This window comes from Micromonospora sp. DT227, from assembly GCF_049841835.1.
Taxonomy (GTDB): domain Bacteria; phylum Actinomycetota; class Actinomycetes; order Mycobacteriales; family Micromonosporaceae; genus Micromonospora.
Window position 1 is genome coordinate 133460 of record NZ_JBNCLA010000007.1, and the last position, 23886, is coordinate 157345.

Below are 23886 nucleotides of genomic sequence, written 5' to 3' on the forward strand. Positions count from 1 at the left end.
TCCGTTGCCCGGGCCACCGTCGACGGCGGATCGTCAGGCCGTCCCAGGTCTTCACGGAGAGGTCATTCGATGCCACGAAGTACCCGTCGCCTGCTCGCCGTCACCGTCGCGGCGGCGCTCGCCGCCGCGCCCGGAACCCCGGCCGCCGGCAGCCAGCCCTCGGCACCGACCCTCCCGGGCACCACCGGGGCCACCGACACCCTCACCCTGGTCACCGGTGACGTCGTCCGGGTCACCCACCAGAGCGGTGGCCCGGACGTGGTCACCGTCGACCAGAGCCGCGGCTCGGTCGGCGGGGTGCACACCCAGACGGTCGGCGACGACCTGTACGTCATCCCCGACGAGGCGCTGCCGTACCTCGCGGCGAACCGGCTCGACCGGGACCTGTTCAACGTCACCGAGCTGATCGAGGACGGCTTCGACGACGCCCACGCCGCCGAGCTGCCCCTGATCGCCACCTACGCCGGCACCGCGACCGCCCGGTCCGCCCGCACCACCCCGGCGAAGGCCCGCAAGGTACGCGACCTGAACAGCATCAACGGCCTGGCGATCAGCACCGCCAAGAAGGACGCGCAGCCGTTCTGGCGGTCCCTCGCCCCGACCGGCACGTCCGGCCGCTTCGCCGGCGGCGTCGGCAAGCTCTGGCTCGACGGCCGGGTCCACGTCGACCTGGCCGACAGCGTCGCCCAGGTGGGCGCGCCGCAGGCCTGGCCCAAGGGGTACGACGGCAAGGGCGCCACCGTCGCCGTGCTCGACACCGGCGTCGACGCCACCCACCCCGACCTCGCCGGGAAGGTCAAGGACGCGGTCTCCTTCGTGCCCGGCTCCGACACCGGCGACCGCCGCGGGCACGGCACCCACGTCGCCTCCACGGTGGCCGGCAGCGGCGCCGCCTCCGGTGGCGTCGAGAAGGGCGTCGCACCCGGCGCCGACCTGGTGATCGGCAAGGTGCTCGACGACTCCGGCTCCGGCCTGGACTCGTGGATCATCGCCGGCATGGAGTGGGCCGCCCAGCACGCCAAGGTGGTCAACATGAGCCTCGGCTCGCAGGAACCGAGCGACGGCACCGACCCGATGGCGCAGGCGGTCGAACGGCTCACCGCCCAGACCGGCGCGCTCTTCGTCGCCGCCGCCGGCAACACCTACGGCGAGTCGACCATCGGCAGCCCCGGCGCCGCCGACGCCGCGCTCACGGTCGCCGCCGTGGATGGCCGGGACGTCCGCGCCGCGTTCTCCAGCCAGGGCCCCCGGTTCGGTGACAACGGCCTCAAGCCGGACCTCTCCGCACCCGGCGTGCAGATCCTCGCCGCCCGCGCCGCGCAGAGCTCCGGCACCGGCAGTTACGTGACGATGAGCGGCACCTCGATGGCCACCCCGCACGTGGCCGGTGCCGCCGCCATCGTCGCCGCGAAGCACCCGGACTGGTCGGCCGCCCGCATCAAGGACAGCCTCATGTCGGCGTCGAAGCAGCTCGCCGGCACCACCCCGTACCAGGTGGGCGCGGGTCGGCTGGACGTGCCGGCCGCCCTCGGCGACGTGCAGGCCACCGGCTCCGCCGACCTCGGCTTCTACGACTGGCCGCACGACGGCGACCAGCCCGTCAGCCGCACCCTCACGTACGCCAACAGCGGCACCGAGGCGGTCACCCTCGACCTCGCCGCGACCATGACCGGGCCGGACGGCAAGCCCGCCGCGCTCGCCGCGGTCTCCCCGGCGCGGGTCACCGTGCCGGCCGGTGGCACCGCCACCGCGACCGTCACCGCCGACGCGGACGACGCCCCGGCCACCGGCCGGTACGCCGGCGCCGTGGTCGCCACCGACACCACCGGCACCGTCCGCGCGCACACCGCCCTCGGCCTGGTCAAGGAGGACGAGCGGTACCGGCTCACGATCACCGCCGAGGGGCGCGACGGCAAGCCGGCCGGCGGCTACGTGAGCGTCTACCGGTATGGCGACCAGGCCATCCGCACGATCGCCCTGGACCCGGCCACCGGGACCACCACGGCACTGCGCCTTCCGCCCGGCGAGTACAACGTGACCAGCTGGCTGCCGGTCTCCGGTGACGGCGGGCCCGACTCCGCCGGCATGGCCCTGCTGGGCACCCCGAGCCTGAAGCTCGACGCCGACCGGACCGTGGACCTGGACGCCCGACAGGCGCACAAGGTGGCCGCCACCACGCCCCGACCGAGCGAGGACGCCTACCGCCGGGTGCAGTACTTCCGCGACTCCGGCATCGGCGGCCAGTACGGCGCCTTCGCCAACACCTACGCCGTGCCGTCCGCCGTCGATGACGTCTACGTCGCACCGACCGGGAAGATCAGCGGCGGCACCTTCGAGTTCGCCGTCCGGTGGAGCCGCGAGGTCGACCACCTGAAGTTGGCCGGACACACCCCGGCCGCCGTCGAGCTGGACCCGCGCTACCAGGCCGGCTCGACCCGGCTCGACGGCAAGGTCGACCTCGCCGCCGTGTACGCCGGCAACGGCACCGACTACCAGGGCCTCGACGTCAAGGGCAAGGTCGTGCTGGTGACCCGGGACGACGCCGTGTCCCCCGCCCAGCGGGCCGCCGCCGCGAACGCGGCCGGAGCCGCCTTGCTGGTCGTGGTCAACGACCGGCCCGGCGTGTACGTCGCCTCGGCCGGCGGGACGAACCTGCCGGTGGTGTCGCTGACCCGGGCCGAGGGCGAGCGGGTGCTCGCGGCGGCCCGTGCCGGCACCCTGCGCCTGCGCGGCGACGCCGTCGAATTCAGCCCGTACGTCTACGACCTGGTCCGGGCCTGGCCGGGCGAGGTGCCCACCGACCCGACGTACGCGCCGACCGACAAGGAACTGGCCCGGGTGGACCAGAGCTTCCACGCCGGCACCCCGTCGCTCGCCTTCGAACAGCGGGCCGACTGCCGCTCCTACCACTGGCCGCCGTGCCTCGGCGTCGACCTGCCGGTGGCGGCGCCGTCGACCCGGGTCGACTACCTGTCCACCCAGGAAGGCACCAGCTGGTACCAGAAGGCTCTCCTGATGCCTGGCTGGGAGCAGCGCTACAACCAGGTCACCTACCGGCCCGGTCAGCACGTGGCGCGGAAGTGGTTCGCCCCGGTCACCCGGCCGCGGCTCGGCCCCGGCTACTGGTACCCGTACCGCAACGGCAACGTCTTCGCCGTCAACGTCCCGCCGGCCGGTGGCGACACCGACATCACCGGCGCGATCGACGAAGGATTCGGCACCGTCCGGTCCCGGCTCTACCAGAACGGCAAGCTGATCGGTCGGGAGCAGCCCTATCAGGCCGTCCAGGCGGCGGCACCGGTGGTCTCCGGGAGCGCCGACTACCGGTTCGAGCAGGAGACCACCCGGCCCGCCGACCCGTGGGTCACGTCCACCCGTACCCGCAGCGTCTGGGGCTTCCGGGCCACCCAGGCCGACGACCGGGTGCTGCTGCCGCTGGTCCAGCTCGACTACGGGGTCGACACCGACCTGACCGGGGCGGTGCGGGCCGGCAGCCGGCAGAAGATCAGCCTGGCCGCCTCGCACGTGACCGGGGTCGTGGGTGCTGGGAAGATCGCCGGTGCCACGCTCAGCGTCTCCTACGACGACGGTGCGACCTGGCAGCCGGTCCGGCTGACGGCGGCCGGAGCGGGTAGCTGGAACGCCGCCCTCCGGTACCCGCGCACCAGCGGATTCGTCTCGCTGAAGGCCACCGCCTCCGACGACGCCGGCAACACGGTGGAGCAGGAGGTCATCCGGGCGTACCGGCTGTCCTGACGCGACACCATCCCGCCTGACCGCGGGCACGGCACGACCGCCCGGCACGGACCCACCAGGTCCGCGCCGGGCGGCGTCCGTCCGGCGGTTCGCCACGATCCGCCAGTTCTGAGGCATTGGGTACGCGCCGTGTAGCCGATAGCCTCAGGAGGTGGAATCAGTGCAGCCCCCCGCCGGTTCCCAGGTCTCCCGAGTACCGGCGCAGCGGACCCCGCCGGAGCAGTTGGCGCCCCCCGCGCCCGCTCCGGCTCCGGCTCGCCCGAAGCGCCCGCTGCGCACCGTGCTCGCGGTCGTCGCGGGAGTGGTGGCGTTGCTCTGCGCGGGCGGCGCGGTGGTCGGCTTCGTGCTGTACGACCGGGCCACCGCCCCGGACCGCAGCGCCCCCGACGTGGTGGTGGACAACTATCTGCGGGCTTACCTGGTGGAGCGCAACGACACCAAGGCAGAGGAATTTTCCTGCACCTCCGAAGGTGATCTTGATGCGATCCGCAGCCTTCGTGCTGAGGTGGAACAGCGCGAGGCGAATTTCGGTGTTGTAGTCCGTGTCAGCTGGGGCCCGCTAACCAGAGTCAAGAACGGTGCTGATGAGTCCGTAAGCACGACGTTGACTATTTCCAGCTCGGCTGACGGACAGACCCGAAGCAGTCGGCGAGAGGACTGGCAGTTCCGGGTGGCTGAGCGGGACGGCTGGCGAGTGTGCGGGAGCGGCAAGATCGGCTAGTGGCAGTTATTCCAGCCAGAGCAGGTGGACCGGTACCTCCAGGGTGGTCGGCGCCTGTCCGCGCCAGGCCCAGCGGTACCACTCCAACTCGGGTGCCACCCGGACGCAGATGTCGCCGTCCGCGCCGGAATAGGTCTCGGTGACGGCCCGCAGGTCACGCCGCTCCGTGCCGTCGTCGACATGCACCACGCGCCGTCCGGTCACCGCGTCGGTCTCGAAGACCGGGGTGGGTGGTCGGCGGGTGGGCGCATCCAGCGAGACCAGCCGGATGCCCGAGTCGGCCGGACCCGCCGGCGGTCTCCGTCCGCCGACCGTCTCCACCCAGACGCGTTCCACCGGCACCAGCGGCGCGAACACCTCCACCTGCTCGGACTCGGCCCGGTACCACTCGTGTTCCGGGATGACCGGCACGTAGGTGCGGCTGCCCTGCACCACCCGCTCGTCGGCGCGCAGGTCACCGCGCCAGCCAAGGCCGGGCAGGCCGACCAGCACCCGGCGGCCGCGCAGCTCGGTTCCGCCGGTGGCGGGCACGACCTCGATCGGACGGGGTGGCAGCGGGGCCCAGTCGGGGCGGTCCGCGAACGGGTCGGGCAGCGGATTGCTCATGAGCGGAGGACTCATCCGGTCCCGGTGAGGGGCGCACCGCGCTCGCGCATGAACGGAACCGGGTTCTCGGCGCCCCGGCTGGACCGGTCGCTGTCGTGGTGCACCTCGAAGTGCAGGTGCGGGCCGGAGGAGTTGCCGCTGGTGCCGGAGAGCCCGATCACCTCACCGGCCGCGACCTCCTGACCCGGACGTACCCGGGGTCGTTCGATCATGTGGCAGTAGCGGGTGATGAAGCCGCCGGCATGCAGGATGTCGACGAACCACCCGCAGCCACCCTTGTCCGGCCAGCCGTCCCGGTCGCAGTCCCGCCGGCCGGAGTGGTCGGGGTCGCACCTGGCGACCAGCACGCGGCCGGCCGACGCGGCGTGGATCTCGGTGCGCTTGTCCGCGGCCAGGTCCACGCCGTCGTGGCTCGGGCGGGCGTCGGTCCGGAAACCGGAGACCACCCCGCCGGGCAGCGGCGCGGTCCAGCCGGAGGCGGCGATCCGGGCCCCGGCGGCGGCGTCACAGACCGCCTTGCCGGCGATCTCCACGGTCCGGGCCGCCCCGCCGGCGAGCGCGTCGACGATCCGCCCCGCCAGTTCCTCGTGCTTGGCATAGGCATCCGGGAACGCGCTGACCTGAACCCGCTGCGCCACCACGGACAGCGGCCGTTGCTGCCAGTTCGGCACCTTCACCATCTTCTGGTAGAACTTGCGCGCCGCGTACGACGGCGTCATCCGCTGCTCGACGCTGCCCCAGCCCGGCCGCTGCTGGAACAGGCCAACCGAGTCGTGGTCGGCGCCGACCCCCTCGTGCGGCAGCGCCAGCGAGGCCGGCACGCGGCTGTTGGCCAGGTTGCGCAGTGCCGACTCCTGCATCGCGGTGGCCAACGCGATCACCCACCCCCGGGCCGGCACCTTCATGTCCTGGCCCGTCTTGATGATGGCGGCGGCGTTGCGCAGCTGGCCGTCGCCGTACTCGGCGAAGCGCGGCATGTCCCCGGTCAGCGTCACCTGATAGGTGGGGTCGCAGGTCAGGCCGGCGAGCTTCGGGTCCTCCCGATCGCCGCCCAGTTCGGTGAGGAAGAAGGCGGCGGCGCCACCCACGCAGCAGAGCAGGGCGAGTACGCCGGTGACCGCGGTGGCCAGCACGCCGACCCGCACCTTGCGGCGGACCTGCCCGACGGCGGCCGCGCCGGCGCTCACGACCGCTCCCAGTCGACCGCGTCCACCAACCACGGCCCGTCCGGGGCGACCAGTTCGAGCCGGAGCGTGCCGTCGTCCAGCGGAATCAGCGCCTCCACGAAGGTCTCGGTGCGGGGGCGGAGCGTCGGCGGGCCGGTGGTCCGCCGGGCCGGCACGGTCTCCGGGTCGGCCCCGGCCATCTTCTCCACCAGCGCGGGCGTGGAGAGCGGACGCAGCCGGGCCTGCCAGGCGTCGCCGGTGCTGCCCGGACCGGCCAGCCAGGCGGTGGTGAAGCGTCCGGCCACCTGCTCGGGGGTGGGCTCACCCGGGCGGGTCTTCGGGGCGACCGCCGCCGGCGGGCTGGACAGCACCCCGTCCTCACCTGCCTCGGGATCCACGGTGCTGATCGGCTGGGTGGGACGGACGGCCACGCCGACGCCCCCGTCGCCGGCTCCGGAGACCAGCCGGGCCGTGCCGATCACCCCGAAGACGAGAACGGCGATCACCAGCGCGATGCCGAGCCGGGACCGGAGGACCCGGGTGAAGAGGAACTCCAGCGCCCGTCGCATCGGAGGTCACCTGGCCTCGGAGCGGATCCGCGGCGCCGGCCGGGTGGCCGGTGCGGTCGCCCGGTCCGCCGAGTCTGGCCGGTAGACGGCGTAGGAGGGAACCTCCTCGGGCACGTCCGGCTCGGTCCAGGTGGACGGTGCACGGCGCGGCCGGGGGGCAGTGGTGGGCCGTCCGCCGGTGCGCTCGGGTGCGGGTGCCTCGTCCGGCCGTTCCCGTCCGTCCGGCCGCTCCCGCTCGACTGGTGTGGCGGCATGCGCCGGATCCTCGTGCCGCGCCTCCGGTCGGAGGCTGCGCTGGTCGGCGACGACGCCGCGACGCCGGCCGAACGTCGGCTCGTTGGTGCCGCCGGGCTCGGCGACGTCCAGCCGGGCGGCGACCCGCATGTCCCGGAAGAACCGGCGGTGCCACGAGCCGGCCGAGCCGACCGCCTCGCTGCTGTCCTTGCCGCCGAGCTGGGTGATCCGCCGGTACGGCCGCAGCAACAGCCAGCCCACCACCCCGCAGAGCCAGACCAGGACCACCTGGAGCCAACCCGGCAGCGTGGCCGTGTTCATGATCAGGTCGACGGCGAAGAGGTAGATGGCCGCGCCGGTGCCGAAGATGGCGATGTTGAACACGGCGGCCACCACGGCGTTCGCCAGCCGGCGGAGCCCGGCGCTGGCCGGGCGCATCAACCCGACCGTGCCGAGGATGGGCGCGGCGATCACCGCCCACCGGAAGATCAGGAAGCCGAGCAGCACCAGCACCGACGCGGTCAGGTCGAACATGGCGAACAAGAGCGAGGCCAGCACCGCGATGAAGCCGGCACCGATCCGGTCCATGTCCTTGGTGCCCTGGAGGTACTCGTACGCCTCCGGGTCCTCCGACTTGATCTGCTCGGCGACCCGGGCCCACTGCTGCTGCTTGGCCTTGATGGTGCCTTCGCGGGTCGCCGGGTTCTGGCGGAGCTTCTCCGCTTCCTCCCAGGTCAGCGACTTGGCGTCGTAGAGGGCGGGGCCGTACTTCTTGGCGGTTTCGCTGTCCGCGGAGCCGAGCACACCCCGCAGCCAGTTGCGGTAGAGCATGGTCTCGGTCGCGGTGTCGCTGGCCCGTACGGCCGGCGGACGATGGTCCTTGCACGACTCGGGGTTCGGATCATCGCACTGACCGGGAGGGGTGTCCTTCGCGGACGGACCGACCGCGTCGTGCACCACGCCGAGGGTGGTGATCAGCGTGCTGTCGGCGATGTTCGCGGACTTCACCGGCCAGGCGGCCAGCGCGGTCACCGCCACCATCACCAGGATCGCCCAGCCGGCAGTGGTCATCGCGTTGCTCATGTCCGACTGGCGGGAGCGCCAGAGCAGGTAGAGGCCGACCACGCAGATGGTGATGATGCCGAAGACGCTGAACACCTTCTGGTAGACGGCCTTGGTGGCCTGCTCCACCAGCGGGTCCGCCCAGCGCCACATGGTCCGTGGGTCCCACGCGCGCTCACGCAACGCGTTCGACGCGCCGATCACCGCGTTGGCGAACATGAACTCGCCGTTCGCCACCATTGTGGTGAAGCGGTAGTCCGGGTGGAGCACGGACGAGGCGCAGCCGCCGTCCACGTCGTACGTGGTGTAGCTGTAGCCGGCGTACCCGTAGTCGCTGTAGAGGCCCTTGGGGCCGGGCTGCTTGGCGGAGTCGGGGCGGGCCGCGAACCAGCCGGCGAGTCCGGAGTCCGGCGCGCCGGGCACCGGTGCGTTACGGCACTCGACCTGGTCCTCGCTGACCGCCTTGAGCTTGCCCACGCAGGCCCGGAAGTCGGCCTGCCACTCCTTGGTGCTGCACAGTTCGGCCCGCGCCTGGGTGACCGGGCCGGCCGCGTACGCCGGTGTGCCCCCGATCAGCGGCCAGGAGATCGTGGCCCCGGCGAGTACGCCGAGAGCGATGAGGAGCGCCGTGATCCGTGCCCGGGCCCTCGCCATGTCACGCCTCCAGATCAGCCAGCACGGTCGGCAGTTGGCCGGCGGCCTGGGCGACCGCGGCAGGGGTGGTGTCCAGGTGCTTCAGCAGCCCGTCGACGTACGACACGTCGACCCGGACCTTCTGCACGCGTCCGTCGACGTCGCGCATGACGAACTCACGGAACCCGAGCCGGTTGGCGGAACCGCTGTCGGCCTGGGAGAGCGAGGCGAGGGTGGCCTCGTAGCCGTCGTCGACCGGCACCCGGAGCAGCCGCAGCGCCTCGGAGGCGATCTCGCTGTCCTCGGCGATCCGGCCGACGAAGACGGTGGAGACGAGGTTCTGCACGTCGAGGCCGAGGATGTCCTTCGGGTTCTGCGAGGCGACCAGGGCGGCGAGGTTCCACTTCCGGGAGTCGCGGGCGAGCCGGACCAGGAACGACCGTCCGGAGCGCCAGCCCTCCATGAAGTGCGCCTCGTCCAGGCCGACGAGTTTCCGGGAACCCATCGACCCGCCGTAGCAGCGGCGGACCGCCAGCCGGTGCGCGGTGTGCAGCATCGGCAGGGCCAGGGCCTCCTCGGCCGACCAGTACTCCCGCTCGATCTTGAGGTCGGGCAGCCGGAGGCCGGCCATGGTGATCACGGTGAGCGCGGCGTCGGCGCCGAGCAGTCCTTCCGGCGGGCGGCCGAAGAAGAGCATCGCCAGCGGCATCTCGGCGGTGTCGAGCAGCAGGTTCGCCAGCTCACGGCCGGCATCGTCGTCGAGCCCCTGGAGGCAGGCGACCACGTCGTCCAGGGTGGAGGTCTCCTCGGCCGGCACCTGGCGTACGGCGTGCCGGAACAGGGTGGCGGTGGACGCCTCCCGGGCCACCTGCGGTGGCACCAGCATCATGCAGATGTCCTGCACCAGCATCCGGCGTTCGGCGCGGGCGTTGGAGACGGCGATCTCGAACTCCCGGTCGCCGGCCGCCCCGGTGCCGAACTCGCTGCGCAGTGGCGTGGGGATCAGCGCGTACGGGGCCAGGGTGCCCTGTTCCGAGCCGGTCAGGTTGAGCACCCGCGAGTAGGGCGCCAGCTCGGGCATGGCGCAGAGCCGGGCCAGCGGGCCGGACGGGTCGAGCAGCGTCACCTGCACGCCGCGCCGCGCGGCCAGGTAGCCGAGCGCGCCGAGCAGCGTTGACTTGCCACCACCCGGTTCGGCGACGAAGACGGCGAGCCCGGAGCGTTCGCGTACCTCCATCGGGAAGTGCAGGTCGAGGAAGACCGGGCGACGGCAGGTGCCGGCGGTCCGGCCGATCAGGTCGCCGCGCCGGTCGCCGACCGTGGACGCGGCCTGGGGCAGCGCGGCGGCGAGGAGTTGGACCGGCATCCGTCTGACGTATCCGGTGTTGGCGATGGGCTCGCCGGGAATGAACTCGCGGGCCAGCCAGTCCTGGTTCTTCGGGTGTTGGAGCGAGATGCGCAGCTCGCGGGAGTAGAGCTGGATGAGGCGGCGGGCCCGCTCCAGGCATTCCTCCCGGGTGCGACCGCCGACCGCGATCCGGTGCCAGCCGTGCGCCCGGGCCGAGTCGACCGGCAGCCCGGTGGTCATCTCGTCACCGATCACCAGGGCCCGTTTGGCCAGCCGCTCCAGCTCGGGCGGGGCGTCGATGCCGTGCTCGGCGTAGTCGAGCTGCTGGGAGCGGATCATCCGGAGCCGGTGTTCGAGGTTCCGGAAGGAGTCGTTGGGGCCGAGGAGGTCGACCCGGGTGGAGAGCTCCATCGGCCACGGCAGCCGTTCGTGGAAGTGCAGCCAGGGCTCGTGCCGTTCGGGGATCTCCAGCGGTTCCATCCGGCCGACCGCGAGCACGGCCACGTGCCGTTCCTCGCCGGTCATCCGGTTGACCAGCTTCACGGTGGAGCCGTACGGGGTGCGGTAGCGCTCGACCTGCTCGGTGAGGGCCAGCAGGTCGCCGCGTTCCCACCGGCCGTTGGTGATCGGGGAGAGCACGCCGGGCGGCGCCATGCAGAGCGCCACCGAGCGGTAGAGCAGCCATTCCAGCTCGGGCGCGGTGACCCGGCGGCCGCGCATGCCGAACGCGCCGAGCACCTCGTCGAACTGCTCGACGGTGCGGCCCAGTCGGCGCCGTTCGCCGTCGGCGGTGCCCCGGCCGAACGTGCGCAGCAGGCGTTCGGTGAGCGAGTCGCCGAGCGACCGGCGGGCGAAGGTGACCCCGAGGTAGGTCTGGCCCTCGGCGTGGTTGACGGACATGAGGTGCCGCTGGGCGGCGACCAGGTGGTCGGCCCAGCCGGCGGTGCCGGGGACGTCGGGCAGCGGGGTGGCGGTGTGCGCGTCGATGGTGCGCGCCCACTCGTCGGCCGGGAAGGGCCGGGTGGTGCGGCGCAGGTGCAGTCGGAATCCGGCCAGGCCGGCGTACTGCTCGGAGATCGCCGAGAGCAGCGCCTCGCGTTCCGCGTCGGGGCGGAACGCCCAGCGCACCTCGGGCAGCCAGTACCAGGCGGTGACCGTGTTGGGGGTGAAGGTGAGGTGGCCGGCGATCTCGGTGATGGCCAGCTCGACGGCCGGGTCCCGGTCGCCGAACTTGATCTTCGGAGCGCGGACGCGGACCGGCTTGGCCGGCTTGTTCCGGCGGTCGGCCGAGCGCTGCCGGGGCGGCGTCACCTCACGGTGCGCGGGCCGGCCGACCTCCCGGGACGGTGCCGGCCGGTCCAGCAGGTCGGGTGCCGGCTCCCGCGGGTCGGCGCGGTGCGCGGCGGCTCCGAGCTCGGCGCGCGCGGGCGGCGGGAGCACGGGTTCGGCTGCCGGCTCCGGCTCGGCGGTGGGGCGGAGCGCGAGTCGGTCGCCCGCCTGGAGCGGCACCCGGCTGCGGGTCGCCGGCGGCGGGTCGAGCGCGGGCGGCTCGGCGGGCGCGGAGAGCAGGTGCTCCGGCCGCTGTCGCTCCACCGCGCGTACGCCGGGGGCGGGCTCCCGGGCCGGCGGTTCGGGCCGGGCCGGCGGCGCCGGTTCGGCCGGCGCGGCGGGCTGGTGCGGGATCGGCAGCGCGTCGCGCCCGACGCCGCCGACGCCGCGTCGGGGTGGGGCCACCACCGGCTCGACCGGCAGGGCCGGCGGGGTGGCGGCGGCGGGGCGGCGGACCCGGGGCTGCGCGCCGCCGAACAGGTCGAGGAACGGCGAGTCGATGTCGCCGTCGGGGCGGACCGGCTCACGCGCGGCGTCACCGCCGCGCGGGCCGAGCGGGCGTGGCGGCTGGAACACGCCGACGCGGCCGTGGCCGGGGCTGGTGACGAGCGCCGGGTCCAGCACGACCTCGTCCAGATCCTCGTCCGGTGGGTAGTCGAACGATCGCGCACGGTTACCAGGCGTGTCGGCCGGGCGTCCGGCCGGGGAACCCGGCGTGGAGGAGCGACTCATGCGACCGCCTCACCCGCGTCGTTCGTCTGCGTCGTCGGCCTGCGCCCGGTCATGCCAGTTCCTCCCGGATCCTGATCCGGCTCGCGACGAGGCGCGGATCCCGCAGCTCGGCGGCCGGCTCCCGGGTGCGTCGCCAGTCGGTCAGCGCGGTCCGGATGACCATGCGCGCCGGCCGGTCCGGGTCGACGTACCGGAAGATGAACGAGGTCGTCACGATGGCGAGCGAGATCTCCCAGGCGGGGAAGAGCTCGACCTGGAGCGTGAACAACCAGTGGATGAACACGTAGAGGGGTACGAGCAGCATGAACAGGCCGTACTGGGCGTACGGCAGATGGACGGGCAGGGTGTAGCCGGGCGGCCCCAGGTAGACGAGGCGAGCCCGGTAGATGTCGTCGTCGGTGCGCAGCCGCATCGTCGCCCAACGCCCTACTCGAAGATGAGGTTGATCAGGTAGTCGCCGACGAAGAAGAGTGTGGCCGCGCCGGCGATGAAGGCCAGCCCGATGATGGCGATGGCGGAGCTGGTCAGCACCTTGGAGATCTCACCTCGGCTGGCCCGGCCGATGAAGATCACGCCGAGCACGGCGAGCAGGATCGGCGCGACCTTGCTGGCGAAGAACGTGACGACGTTGTCGGTGTCGATGCCCTTCGGAGCCGGCTCGGCGAGTGGAGTCGACGCCAGGGTGTGGAGCGCGTGGTCGACGGCGGTGGACGCCGTTGCCATGAGCTCGATGGCGATCACTGGAAACCTCCCCAAAGGTCGCGGCCGGCGGCGCCGCGATGGTGCAGTTAGGCAAGCCTGGCGGGATGGTGCTCGACGGGAACAGCGCCGTCGACGCTGCGTCCGTCACCCACCACGAAGAGTGGTGAGCTTTGGGCGGATTCTTCCCGCTTCGGCCCTCCCCTCCGGGCTTCGCCATCTCGATGCTGGGCAATTCCAAAGCGTACGGGCCGGCCACCTTTGCGACAAGCCGCGAAGAGTGGACCCGCTTCGACCCGGACGACCGATCGTACACCTGTTCCAATGCGCACGTCAGGGGCGTCGTGCCGGGGTCGCGCCCGGTCGCCGGAAGCCCTGCTGGCGAACGGTACTGTCGGGTCCGTGACCGATCTGGTACGAGCGGACGCCCCGGTGGTGATGGGCGTCCTCAACGTCACCCCCGACTCCTTCTCCGACGGCGGCAGATACGCCGATCTGGACGCCGCCGTCGCACACGGGGTGCGACTCCGCGAGGCCGGCGCGGACCTGGTCGACGTCGGCGGCGAGTCCACCCGGCCCGGCGCCGACCGGGTCGACGCCCGGACCGAGACCGCCCGGGTGCTGCCGGTGATCCGCGAACTGAGCGCCGCCGGCATCCCGGTCAGCATCGACACCAGCCGGGCCCGCGTCGCCGAGGCGGTGCTCGCGGCCGGCGCGGACGTGGTGAACGACGTCTCCGGCGGGCTCGCCGACCCGGACATGGCCCGGGTGGTCCGGGACGCCGGCTGCCCCTGGGTGCTCATGCACTGGCGGGGCCACTCGCGCGGCATGCGCGACCTGGCCACCTACACCGACGTGGTGGCCGACGTCCGGGCCGAGCTGGGCCAACGGGTCGACGCGGCGCTCGCCGCCGGCGTCGCCGCCGACCGGATCATCGTCGACCCCGGGCTCGGCTTCGCGAAGACCGCCACGCACAACTGGGAACTCAGCGCCCGCCTGCCCGAGCTGGTCGACCTCGGCTTCCCGCTGCTCTTCGGGGCCAGCCGCAAGTCCTACCTGGGCCGGCTGCTCGCCGATCCGGCCGGCGAGCCGCGCCCCACCGCCGGGCGGGCGGCCGCGACCATCGCGACCAGCGTGCTCGCCGTCGCCGCCGGCGCCTGGGGGGTACGCGTGCACGACGTCCGCGGCACCGTCGACGCGCTCGCGGTCTGGCGGGCCACCGGCCGTCCCCGACTGGCCACCACGAGCGCCGGCACGGCCGGGGAAGGACACCGATGACCGACCGGATCGAGCTGACCGGCCTGCGGGCCCACGGGCGGCACGGGGTCTACGACTTCGAGCGGGCCCAGGGGCAGGAGTTCGTGGTCGACGCGGTGCTCGAACTCGACCTGGCCCCGGCCGCCCGGTCGGACGAGGTGACCGACACCGTGCACTACGGCGAGCTGGCCGAGCGGCTGGTCGCGGTGCTCACCGGCGAGCCGGTGAACCTGATCGAGACGCTCGCCGACCGGCTGCTCGCGGTCTGCCTGGCCGAGCCGCTGGTCGCCGCCGCGACGGTGACCGTGCACAAGCCGGAGGCCCCGATCCCGCACGCCTTCCACGACGTGGCCGTCACCATGCGGCGTACCCGGTGAGCCGGGCCGTGCTGTCGATCGGCAGCAACCTCGGCGACCGCCTCGACCACCTGCGCGGCGCGGTGGCCACGCTCGGTGGCGACGTGCTGCTGGTCTCCGGCGTCTACGAGACTCCACCGTGGGGGGACGCCGACCAGCCCGCGTACCTGAACGCCGCGGTGATGGTCGCGGACCCGGCGGCGACGCCGGCGGACTGGCTGGCGCGGGCCCGGGCCGCGGAGGCGGCGGCCGGCCGGACCCGCGACCCGGCCCGCCGGTACGGGCCGCGCACGCTCGACGTGGACGTCGTCGCGGTCTGGGACGCCGCCGGGCAGCCGGTGCTCAGCGACGATCCCGAGCTGACCCTGCCGCACCCCCGGGCGCACCTGCGCGCGTTCGTGCTGCGGCCGTGGATCGACATCGAGCCGCACGGCCGGCTACCCGGGCACGGCTGGCTGACCGACCTGCTCAACGCCGAGCCGCTGGCCGCCGACGCCCTGGAACTGAGCCCACGGCCCGATCTGACGCTAGAGTCGGACGCATGAGTACGGCCCGGCCCCCGCAGGACCCCGACCGCTTCCGGATGGGGCCGACCCGGGTCTCCACGCTGGTGGTGGCCGGTCTGGCCGCCGCCGCGGTGGCCTGGCTGCTGATCAGCGGTTTCTACTACGACTTCGCCCCCGACCTGCCGTGGCTGCCGGTGATCACGCTGGCCGGGCTGGCCGTGCTGGAGGGCTACGCGGCGGCCAACACCCGCGCCCGGGTCGAGCGCCGGCCCGGCCGGGAGCGGGTGAACCCGCTCCTGGTCGCCCGGTTCGTGGTGCTCGCCAAGGCGTCCGCGCTGGCCGGGGCCATCTTCGCCGGCTTCTACGCCGGGCTGGTCGGCTGGCTCTTCGTGGAGCGGACCAACGCCGCCGTCGGCGACCGTCCGGCCGCGGTGGCCGGCCTGGTCGCCGCGCTGGCCCTGGTCGCCGCCGCGCTCTGGCTGGAGCGCTCCTGCCGGGTGCCCGAGCAGGAGGACGACGAGGACCGGGAACCGGGGGATCGGGAGACGCCGCGCGGGCGGCGCTGAGCAGAGGGTTTCCCCCGTCACCGCCCGCAGGTACCGTCCCTGGCGACCGGAGAGCGACGGCCGCCGCCGGTCCGCCCGCCGAGTGGGCCGGACGCGGCCACCTGGGAGGCACGGGCCAATGGGGTACGACGAGTCGGGCCGGACGGCGCCACCGGACACGCCGTCCGGCGTGCCCGCCGCGGTGCTGGAGAACGTCTTCGACGACCCCTCCCACGGCGAGCCCGGCCGGGACCGGATCGCGGTGCACGTGGTCTGGGAGTTCCTGTTGCTGGCCGGCCTGATCACGGTGACCTGGCTGCTCTGGCGCGAGGATTCGGACGCGCTGCGCGGCGGCGCGCTGAAGATGCTGCTCGTCGACGTGGCCGGGCTGGGCCTGCTCACGTTGGCCGCCGGACTGAGCCTGCGGGCCGCCGCGGTGAATCTCGCGGTCGGCCCGGTCGCGCTGGCCGCCGCGTTGCACTTCGCCGAGCAGGGCGACCGCGGCCTCCGCGACGCGCTGCTGCCGGCGCTGGCGGTCGCGGCGGTCGGTGGGCTGGCGCTCGCCCTGGCCGTCGTGGTGCTGCACGTGCCCGGCTGGGCGGCGAGCCTGGCCGGCGCGGCCGGCGTGATCGTCTGGCTGGAGCGCCGGACCGCCCCGGTCGCGGTCCAGGGCGACTACGACCCCCGCCGTACCGCGCTCTACCTCTTCGTCGGCTTCGCCGCGGTGGCCGTCCTCGGCGGTCTGTTCGGCGCGATCAAACCGGTACGCCGGCTGCTCGGCCGCTTCCGTCCGGTCGCCGACCCGGCGCGGCGGCGGGGCGCGGTGGCCGCCACGGTGACGGCGCTGGCGCTCATCGGCTCCACCGTGCTGGCCATGCTCGGCGGCGTGCTGATCGCCGCGAACGGGCACGGCCCGGTCCCGCCCGGCACCGGGCTGGACTGGTCCGTGCTGGCGGTCGGCACCGTGCTGCTCGGCGGCACCAGCGCGTACGGCCGGCGCGGTGGCATCTTCGGCGCCCTGCTGGCGGTCTGCCTGGTGGTGGTGTTCCAGATCTGGGCCGACGCGCACGGCTGGACGGTCAGCCGGTGGGCGGTGGGCGGCGCCGTCCTCGGCGGTGGGCTGGTGGTCACCCGCCTGGTGGAGACGTTCGGCCGGCCCCGCCCGGCCGGGCCCGCCGCGGGCGCGCCCGCGCCGATCCGGCCGCCCGGCGACGGCACGATCAGCGGCGGTTGGGTGATGCCGCCGAGGCCCGAGCCGACCGACACCTGGCCGTCGGTGCTGCCGGTACGGGACACCGACACCCCGGTCGACGCCTGGGAGGCGCCGCGCTGGGAGAACGAGCCGCGCCGCTGGGACACCGACGGCCGCTGACGTCGACCGGTGGCGTCGCGTCCGGCGGGCCGGAGCTGATCTCGCCGGTTAGGCTCGGCGGCATGACGGAGACTCCTGCCCCCGGCGGCCGTACCTTCGACGAGCTCGACAAGCTCTCCACCGAGGAGCTGCGCGAGCAGGCGTTCCACCTGGCCCGGGAGCGTCGCGACGTCAGGTTCTTCTGGTCGGTGCTGCGGCACCTGCCGAACGCCGACGAGGCCGCGGCCCTGGACGGCGCGCCCAACTCGGTCGGGCCGACCATCGACGAGGCCAACGCGCTGTGGCGCGAGCTGACCGGGCACGGGTACGAGGAGTCCGCGCCGCTGCTGCGGGCCGCCTTCATCGACTACCTGATGAAGCACTGACCCGGTGGCCGTACGCCGGCCGGCGGCGGTCCGGCGACCGGGCAGGTTTGCCCGCCGCGGTGGCCCGGGAACTGGCCGTGCCATGGCCCTCACCAACCGCCCCCGCACCGTCAGCCGGTACGGCACGGCCGCCGGCACCGGCACGCTCGCCGCGTTCCTGCTCGTCGCGGTCGGCGGCAGCCCGATGTACGTCGGCTGGGCGCAGGAGCACACCGACCCGACCGGCGCCGGTGGCTGGTTCCTGCGGCTGCTGGCCTGGCCGGCCTGGCGGTGGCACGCGGACGAGGGGATGCTCGCCACCAACCTGCGGGCGATCCTGTTGATCGTGCTGGCCGCGGCGCTGCTCTACCTGCTGCCCGGTCCGCAGGTCGACCGGGTGGCGGCCTCGGGCAGCCAGTTCCTCTCCGGTTGGGGCGCGTACGCCCTGGCCGCCGGGCTCAGCGCGTTGCTCGCCACGCTGCTCGGGCCGCACGGCACGCTCTACGCCGCGTTCCAGGCCGCGAGCACCGGCGCCGCGTACGGCTTCTTCGCCGGCTGGATCGTCGGCCTGGCCAGCCTGGGCGGCCGGGCCTGACCTCACCGGCGATCGTCGGCCTGACCTCACCGGGATCGTCGGCCTGGCCAGGTCGAGCCGGCCGAGGCGGCCGGGCCTGACCTCACCGGGGGTTCGTCGGCCGGGTCGGCTCAGTCGACCGCGCCCAGGGTCAGCACCCGGGTGCGGGCGAGCAGCCCCAGTGGACGGCCGTCCTCGGTGACCACGGCCCGGTCGGCCCCGGCGGTGAGTAGCGTGCCCAGCGCGTCGTAGGCCGAGCTGCCCAGCGCCACCGTGGGCAGCCCGTCGGTGTCGCCGGCCGGGAGCGGGTCGAGCACCGCGCGGGTCACCGGGGTGACCGCGAGCTGCCGGATGCCCCGGTCGGCGCCGACGAACTCGCGGACGAACGCCGAGGCGGGCGAGCCGAGCAGCGCGGCCGGCCGGTCGTACTGTTCCAACACCCCGCCCTCGGACAGCACCGCGATCCGGTCGCCCAGCCGGACCGCCTCGTCGAGGTCGTGGGTGACCAGCACGATGGTCTTACGGACCTCGGCCTGCAACCGGAGGAACTCCTCCTGCAACCGGGTCCGGACGATCGGGTCGACGGCCGAGAACGGCTCGTCCATCAGCAGCACCACCGGGTCGGCGGCGAGCGCGCGCGCCACCCCCACCCGTTGCCGCTGGCCACCGGAGAGTTCGTGCGGGTAGCGCTTGCCGTACTGCGTCGGGTCGAGCCCGACCAGCTCCAGCAGCTCACCGACCCGGGCCCGGGTCCGGTCCCGGGACCAGCCCAGCAGCCCCGGCACGGTGGCCACGTTGGCGGCCACGGTCTGGTGCGGGAAGAGGCCGACGTTCTGGATCACGTAGCCGATGCGGCGGCGCAGCGTCACCGGGTCGACCCGGGTGACGTCGTCGTCGCCGAGCAGGATCCGACCGTCGGTCGGCTCGATCAGCCGGTTGATCATCCGCAGCACGGTGGACTTGCCGCAGCCGGACGGGCCGATCAGCACCACCAGCTCGCCGGCCGTGACCTCCAGGCTCAGCTCGCGGACCGCCTCGGTGCCGTCCGGGTAGCGCTTGCGGATGCGCTCCAGCGTGATCGAGGCGGCGCCGTGACCGGCGGGGGTCTCCGGGGTAACGTCCACGTGTGTTCCTCCACCTGAGCTACCGGGCCGCCCCGGGTAATCCGTGGTTCTCCTGGCGGTACGTGCGGGACAACTCTGACAGCATCCTCGCCGCGTTGCGCGAGCACACCTGGCTGACCGCCCGGGCCGTGGTGATCGCCGCGCTGGTGGCGCTGCCGCTCGCGGTGGCAGCGTACTGGTTCCGGTCGTTGGCCGCGTCCATCCTGGCGCTGACCGGGGTGCTCTACACGATCCCGTCGCTGGCGCTGTTCGCGTTCCTCGCCCCCTACCTCGGCATCGGCGCGGTGACCGTGCTCACCGTGGTGGCGTTGTACGCGCTGCTGGTGATCGTGCGCAACACGCTGGCCGGCCTGAACCAGGTGCCGCCCGAGGTGCGGGAGGCCGCCGAGGGCATGGGGTACGGCCGCTGGGGCCGGCTGTTCCGGATCGAACTGCCGCTGGCGCTGCCCGGCATCCTCACCGGCGTACGCCTGGCCACCGTCTCCACGGTCGCGCTGGTCACGGTCGGGGTGGTGGTGGGCCGGGGCGGGCTCGGCCAGCTCATCTTCGCCGGCTTCCAGAACAACTTCTACAAGGCACAGATCATGACCGGCACGGTGCTCTGCGTGCTGCTGGCGCTGGTGCTCGACCTGGTCCTGGCCGGCGTGGGCCGGCTGCTCACCCCCTGGCTGCGCGGGAGAAACTCGTGAACCCGGTCGAGGCGGCGGTGACCTGGCTGAACGACCCGCTGAACTGGACCAACCCGGGCGGCGTGCTGGACCGGCTGGGCGAGCACCTGAGCATGTCCGCGCTGGCGGTGCTGCTCGGCTGCCTGGTGGCCTGGCCGATCGGCCTCTGGCTCGGGCACAGCGGTCGGGGCGGCGGCCTGGTGCTGCTGGTCTCCAACGTCACGCTGGCGATCCCCACGCTGGCGCTGCTGACCATCCTGCCGCTGACCTTCCTCGGGTTCGGCCGCGCCTCAGTGGTGGTGGCGCTCGCCGTCTTCGCGGTGCCGCCGCTGCTGGCGAACGCGTACACCGGGGTCCGGCAGGCCGACGCGGAGGCCCGGGACGCCGCGCGCGGCATGGGGCTCTCCGGCGGGCAGGTGCTGCGCCGGGTGGAGCTGCCGCTCGCGGTGCCCTACCTGGCGGCCGGGTTCCGGACCGCGGCCGTGCAGGTGGTGGCCACCGCCGCGCTGGCGTCCTTCGTCAACGGCGGCGGGCTGGGCCAGATCATCCGCGCCGGCTTCGGCCTCGACATCGCCGCCGGCGGCGGCCAGATCATCGCCGGCGGCGTCCTGGTGGCCGGCCTGGCGCTGCTGGTCGAGGGCGTGCTCGCGGTGGTGGAGCGGTTGGTCACGCCGCGCCCGCTGCGGCCGGCCCGGCGGCGGGCGAACCGCCGCGCCGCGGCGGCCACGGCGGGCGGCTGACGCCCGGCCTCCGGACGGGTGACATCCGGCCTCCGGTCGGGTGACGAGACGACGGTCACCGTCGCGCGGCCCCCGGGTGACGATCCGATGACGAAAACCGCTCCGAATTTGTCGGTCCGGTCCGTGAGGATGTTGGGTGAACTCACGGGCGGCGCACGGATCGCCCGTCGGACACGCGGCCGGCCCGAAGGGGCCGCGCCGGGACACGGAAGGCGGGCATCTGATGCGCGCACGTTCACGGCTGGTCGCGGGGGCCTTCGGCGCCCTCGTCGCGGCGGGTCTTCTCACCGGCTGCGGCGACGCCGGCTCGTCCGGCACCGACGCGCCCGAGGCGGGCGCCTCGGGCGCCGGTTGCGCCCCGGTGGCGGGTGACCAGCTCGTCGTCCTCACCGACGACAAGAAGCTCCAGAACACCGACAACGTCCTTCCCGCGATCAACAAGAAGGCGGCCACCCCGCAGTTGGTCGCCGCGCTGGACAAGGTCTCCGCGAAGCTCGACACCCCGAAGCTGATCCAGCTCAACCGGGCGGTCGACGTCGACCGGAAGACGCCCCAGGTGGCGGCGCAGGAGTTCGCCGGCGCCAACGGCGTGACCGACGGGATCGAGAAGGGGCCGGGCGGCCAGGTCACGGTCGGCGCCGGCAACTTCAGCGAGAGCCAGACCGTCGCCGAGCTCTACAAGATCGCGCTCACCGCGGCCGGATACCAGGTCAAGGTGCAGACCATCGGCAACCGGGAGCTCTACGAGCCGGCCCTGGAGAAGGGCCAGATCCAGGTCGTCCCGGAGTACGCCGCCACCATGGCCGAGTTCCTCAACACCAAGGCCAACGGCAAGGACGCCCAGCCGATCTCCTCGCCCGAGCTGGAGAAGACGGTCGCCGCGCTCAAGACCGAGGGCGACAAGTCCGGCCTGGTGTTCGGCCAGCCGTCCCAGGCGCAGGACCAGAACGCCTTCGCGGTCACCAAGGCCTTCGCCGACAAGTACGGCGTCTCCACGCTCTCCGACCTGGCCGCGAAGTGCTCCGGTCAGGCCACCGTGCTGGCCGGCCCGCCGGAGTGCCCGCAGCGGCCGAAGTGCCAGGCCGGGCTCGTCGAGGTCTACGACTTCAAGGCCGGCTCGTTCAGCTCGCTGGACGCGGGCGGCCCGCAGACCAAGAACGCGCTGAAGACCGGTTCCGCAAGCGTCGGTCTGGTCTTCTCCTCCGACGCCGCGCTCGCCACCAGCTGACCGCTCGCCGTTGCCGCCGGCCGGTGTGGCCGGCCGGCGGCGCGGCGGAACCGGCGACCCGGCCGGCGGTGCGGGCATCCGACTGTGCCGAACCGTTCCACTCCGATGGAACTCTCGGTAGTCTGCTCACCCATGCCCGCCTCGGTCGCCCCCGCCGACAAGCGCACCCCGACGCCACTGACGATCCTGTTCTGGATCGGTGTGGGGTCGGCCCCCCTGGCGGCGCTGATCCTGCTGGTCGCCGACGGCAACGGCATGCTCCGGTTCGGTGCCGTGCTCGCGATCCTCGCCGTCGTGCTGATCGGCCTCTCCATCGCGCTGCGGGCCGACAACGGCGGCGACGGGGCCGTGTCCGAGGGCTTGCGCGAGGAGTTGGAGCAGCTCCGCCGGGAGTTGCGGGCCGAGATCGTGGCCGCCGCCCAGCGCGGGAACCAGGCGCTCGACCAGGCGCGACGGGCGGAGGAAGCGGCCGGCGCGGTGCGTCGACGGCTCGACGCGGCGGCTGCGGGCCTGGCCGCCCCACCCGCCGAGGAACGTCCGGGCGGGCGGGCCCGGGTTCCGGTCGCCGGCGCGTACGACGCGGGACGGGCGCATCCGGCCGGCCCCGACGAGGACGAGCCGAACCCGGCGACGGGGGGTCGCTTCGGCACCGACCAGCAGGTCGACCCGCCGTGGGCGGCCCGTTCGGAGGCCACCGGCAGCCACGTCGACGACCGGGCCGAGCGGTCCGCGTCCGACGCGTACGCCGTGGCGGGCCGGGCGCGAACCGGGCCACCCGGCGTCGACCGCGACCGCCCGGCCGGGGAGCACGCGGAGTCCGGCGGCCACGCGGCGGGCCCGGCCCGGCCGCGCGCGGAGCGCTCGGAGTTCGGCAGCTACGGCACGGAGCCGCCGCCCACCGCGCGGGACGCGGAACGGGCCGCCGGCGGTGGGTACGGCGTGGCGCGGGTACCCGGACCGGCTGTCCGGCCGGAATCCCGTCCGGTCGGGGTGGTCCACCACACCGAGACCGTGCACGTCACCACGCGGCACACCTTCGTGGACGGCGGCGGCGACCCGGCCGGTACCCGGTACGGGGGGTACGCCGGCCGCTGGTCCCCGTCGGCGGAGGACCGGCCGCTCGGCGCGGAACCGGTCGCCCGGCGCGGTGCCGGCCACCGTGAGCCGGCCGGAGACGACCACGCGCGCGCCGGTTGGCCGGGTGCCGGGCAGGACGCCTGGCCCGGGCCCCCGTCGTCCGGCCCGGAGCGGGCGTGGCCCGACAGCCGGGACGACGGCGGCCCGGACGGCGGCGCGTGGCCGGGTGCACGAGACGACGGCGCACGAGACGGCGGCGCGCGGGACGGCGGGGCGTGGCCCGGTTCGCGGGACGAGGGCGGACGGGCTGGCGGCTTCCGGCCGGACCCACCGGCCGACGGACAATTCGGCACCGGCACCGGTGACGGGCGGGAGCATCCCTGGGCCGGCGTCGGCCGTGCCGCGGGCAGTGCCCGGGGCTGGCCGGCACGGCCGGCGGAGGACGGGTGGTCGACCGGCTCGCGGCCGGGCCGGCCGGCGGACGAGCAGCGCCCCTGGTCCGGGTCGGCTGACGACCGGGCCGGTCGGCCGTCCCTCGCGGAGGCCGGTTGGCCACCGACCGGAGCGTCCGAGCGGACGGCGTCGCCCGAACCGTACGGCCGGGCGGCGGTGGGCGAGCCGGACGGTGGCCACTGGTCCGAGTTGCGTGCCGGCAACCGCTGGGCCGAGGTCCGCGACGACGGTCAGGGACGGGAGGTCCGGGTCGGGGAGCGGCGGGCCGCGGTGCACGCCGACGGCGGCGGCACCGGGTACCGGATCGAGGACCGGTGGGCCTCCGTCCGCGGCACGCCCACGCCACCCGGCCACGACGGCACCGGCCCGACCCGCCACGACCGCGAGCCGGCGTACCCCGACGTCGGGGCACCGCGGCACGAGCGGGAGCCGTCGCCGGGCGGCGGCTGGTCGGGGGAGGGCCAGCCGGCGCTACCGGCCGGTGGGGTGCCGATGCCGGACGCGTGGCGACCGCCGACCCAACGCAGCGGCCAACCGGAGTGGCGGCAGCCCCAGCCCGAGTGGCAGCCCCAGCCGGAGTGGCGGCAACCCGAGCCGGAACGGCGGCCCGAGCCGGAGTGGCGCCGCCCGGAGCCGGACGGTTACGGCCACCCGCCCCGGGACACCGCCGACCGCTGGCGCTGACCGGGCCGCGCCGGAAGCCGACGCGCCGACGCCGACAGCACCGACAGCACCGACACCGACGCGCCGGCGCCGACAGCACCCGACACACCGGCGCGGGGCGGCG

At 74.2% G+C, this 23886-nt stretch carries 21 protein-coding genes; 13 read left to right on the forward strand and 8 right to left on the reverse strand.

Going from position 1 to position 23886, the window contains the following annotated elements:
* The first annotated feature begins 69 nt into the window (after positions 1 to 69).
* Positions 70 to 3756, forward strand: a complete 3687-nt coding sequence (locus ACLQ2W_RS23535; RefSeq protein WP_425788663.1) for a S8 family serine peptidase — start codon at positions 70 to 72, stop codon at positions 3754 to 3756.
* A 160-nt stretch (positions 3757 to 3916) separates the two neighbouring features.
* Positions 3917 to 4477, forward strand: coding sequence for a hypothetical protein (locus ACLQ2W_RS23540; RefSeq protein ID WP_425789019.1), 561 nt, complete (start codon positions 3917 to 3919; stop codon positions 4475 to 4477).
* Positions 4478 to 4483: 6 nt separating this feature from the next.
* Here the strand turns inward: ACLQ2W_RS23540 and ACLQ2W_RS23545 are convergent, their stop codons facing one another.
* From ACLQ2W_RS23545 to ACLQ2W_RS23575, 7 genes are read right to left on the reverse strand one after another with little or no spacing between them, the layout of a single operon-like run.
* Positions 4484 to 5083 (reverse strand): hypothetical protein, encoded by a 600-nt coding sequence (locus ACLQ2W_RS23545; RefSeq protein ID WP_425789021.1) that lies wholly within the window; start codon positions 5081 to 5083, stop codon positions 4484 to 4486.
* 11 nt (positions 5084 to 5094) lie between these two features.
* A complete protein-coding gene (locus ACLQ2W_RS23550) occupies positions 5095 to 6270 on the reverse strand; it encodes a M23 family metallopeptidase (protein WP_281934380.1) in 1176 nt (391 codons plus the stop codon).
* Positions 6267 to 6818, reverse strand: a complete 552-nt coding sequence (locus ACLQ2W_RS23555; protein WP_425788665.1) for a hypothetical protein — start codon at positions 6816 to 6818, stop codon at positions 6267 to 6269. Before ACLQ2W_RS23555 ends, ACLQ2W_RS23550 begins: the two co-directional genes overlap by 4 nt.
* A 6-nt stretch (positions 6819 to 6824) precedes the next feature.
* The gene (locus tag ACLQ2W_RS23560; RefSeq protein WP_425788667.1) at positions 6825 to 8768 is read right to left on the reverse strand and encodes an MFS transporter; all 1944 of its coding nucleotides are present in this window, start codon (positions 8766 to 8768) and stop codon (positions 6825 to 6827) included.
* A gap of 1 nt (position 8769) precedes the next feature.
* Positions 8770 to 12156 (reverse strand): ATP-binding protein, encoded by a 3387-nt coding sequence (locus ACLQ2W_RS23565; RefSeq protein WP_425788669.1) that lies wholly within the window; start codon positions 12154 to 12156, stop codon positions 8770 to 8772.
* Between the two features lie 49 nt (positions 12157 to 12205).
* Complete coding sequence (locus ACLQ2W_RS23570; protein WP_089157613.1) at positions 12206 to 12568, reverse strand: hypothetical protein; 363 nt, start codon at positions 12566 to 12568, stop codon at positions 12206 to 12208.
* Between the two features lie 14 nt (positions 12569 to 12582).
* Complete coding sequence (locus ACLQ2W_RS23575) at positions 12583 to 12897, reverse strand: hypothetical protein (protein ID WP_091070155.1); 315 nt, start codon at positions 12895 to 12897, stop codon at positions 12583 to 12585.
* 360 nt (positions 12898 to 13257) lie between these two features.
* On the opposite strand from ACLQ2W_RS23575, the gene folP reads away from it, so the two are divergent.
* The 7 genes from folP to ACLQ2W_RS23610 all read left to right on the forward strand — a co-directional run bounded on the left by folP (position 13258) and on the right by ACLQ2W_RS23610 (position 17830).
* The gene (gene folP, locus ACLQ2W_RS23580) at positions 13258 to 14133 is read left to right on the forward strand and encodes a dihydropteroate synthase (RefSeq protein ID WP_425788672.1); all 876 of its coding nucleotides are present in this window, start codon (positions 13258 to 13260) and stop codon (positions 14131 to 14133) included.
* Complete coding sequence (gene folB / locus ACLQ2W_RS23585; RefSeq protein WP_107159514.1) at positions 14130 to 14489, forward strand: dihydroneopterin aldolase; 360 nt, start codon at positions 14130 to 14132, stop codon at positions 14487 to 14489. Before folP ends, folB begins: the two co-directional genes overlap by 4 nt.
* On the forward strand, positions 14486 to 15013 hold the full coding sequence (gene folK, locus ACLQ2W_RS23590; RefSeq protein ID WP_405091523.1) for a 2-amino-4-hydroxy-6-hydroxymethyldihydropteridine diphosphokinase: 528 nt from the start codon (positions 14486 to 14488) through the stop codon (positions 15011 to 15013). The genes folB and folK overlap by 4 nt, the downstream gene beginning before the upstream one ends.
* Positions 15010 to 15540 carry a DUF3180 domain-containing protein gene (locus ACLQ2W_RS23595; protein ID WP_425788674.1) on the forward strand — a complete coding sequence of 177 codons (531 nt, stop codon included), beginning with the start codon at positions 15010 to 15012 and terminating at the stop codon, positions 15538 to 15540. Before folK ends, ACLQ2W_RS23595 begins: the two co-directional genes overlap by 4 nt.
* Positions 15541 to 15658: 118 nt before the next feature.
* A complete protein-coding gene (locus ACLQ2W_RS23600) occupies positions 15659 to 16891 on the forward strand; it encodes an ABC transporter permease (protein ID WP_425788676.1) in 1233 nt (410 codons plus the stop codon).
* A 62-nt stretch (positions 16892 to 16953) separates the two neighbouring features.
* Entirely contained in the window at positions 16954 to 17256 is a 303-nt protein-coding gene (locus tag ACLQ2W_RS23605) for a hypothetical protein (protein ID WP_107159648.1), read from the forward strand.
* A gap of 82 nt (positions 17257 to 17338) precedes the next feature.
* Entirely contained in the window at positions 17339 to 17830 is a 492-nt protein-coding gene (locus ACLQ2W_RS23610; protein ID WP_425788678.1) for a hypothetical protein, read from the forward strand.
* Between the two features lie 110 nt (positions 17831 to 17940).
* On the opposite strand, the gene ACLQ2W_RS23615 is transcribed toward ACLQ2W_RS23610, so the two are convergent.
* Positions 17941 to 18933: an ABC transporter ATP-binding protein gene (locus ACLQ2W_RS23615; RefSeq protein WP_425788680.1), complete on the reverse strand. Its 993-nt coding sequence runs from the start codon at positions 18931 to 18933 to the stop codon at positions 17941 to 17943.
* Between the two features lie 2 nt (positions 18934 to 18935).
* Here ACLQ2W_RS23615 and ACLQ2W_RS23620 point away from each other — a divergent pair, with 2 nt between their 5' ends.
* From ACLQ2W_RS23620 to ACLQ2W_RS23635, 4 genes are all read left to right on the forward strand, one after another.
* Complete coding sequence (locus ACLQ2W_RS23620; protein WP_281934401.1) at positions 18936 to 19622, forward strand: ABC transporter permease; 687 nt, start codon at positions 18936 to 18938, stop codon at positions 19620 to 19622.
* Complete coding sequence (locus ACLQ2W_RS23625; RefSeq protein ID WP_425788683.1) at positions 19619 to 20341, forward strand: ABC transporter permease; 723 nt, start codon at positions 19619 to 19621, stop codon at positions 20339 to 20341. The genes ACLQ2W_RS23620 and ACLQ2W_RS23625 overlap by 4 nt, the downstream gene beginning before the upstream one ends.
* A 223-nt stretch (positions 20342 to 20564) precedes the next feature.
* Positions 20565 to 21569 carry a glycine betaine ABC transporter substrate-binding protein gene (locus ACLQ2W_RS23630; protein WP_425788685.1) on the forward strand — a complete coding sequence of 335 codons (1005 nt, stop codon included), beginning with the start codon at positions 20565 to 20567 and terminating at the stop codon, positions 21567 to 21569.
* Between the two features lie 132 nt (positions 21570 to 21701).
* Positions 21702 to 23783, forward strand: a complete 2082-nt coding sequence (locus tag ACLQ2W_RS23635) for a hypothetical protein (protein ID WP_425788687.1) — start codon at positions 21702 to 21704, stop codon at positions 23781 to 23783.
* Positions 23784 to 23886 lie beyond the last annotated feature (103 nt).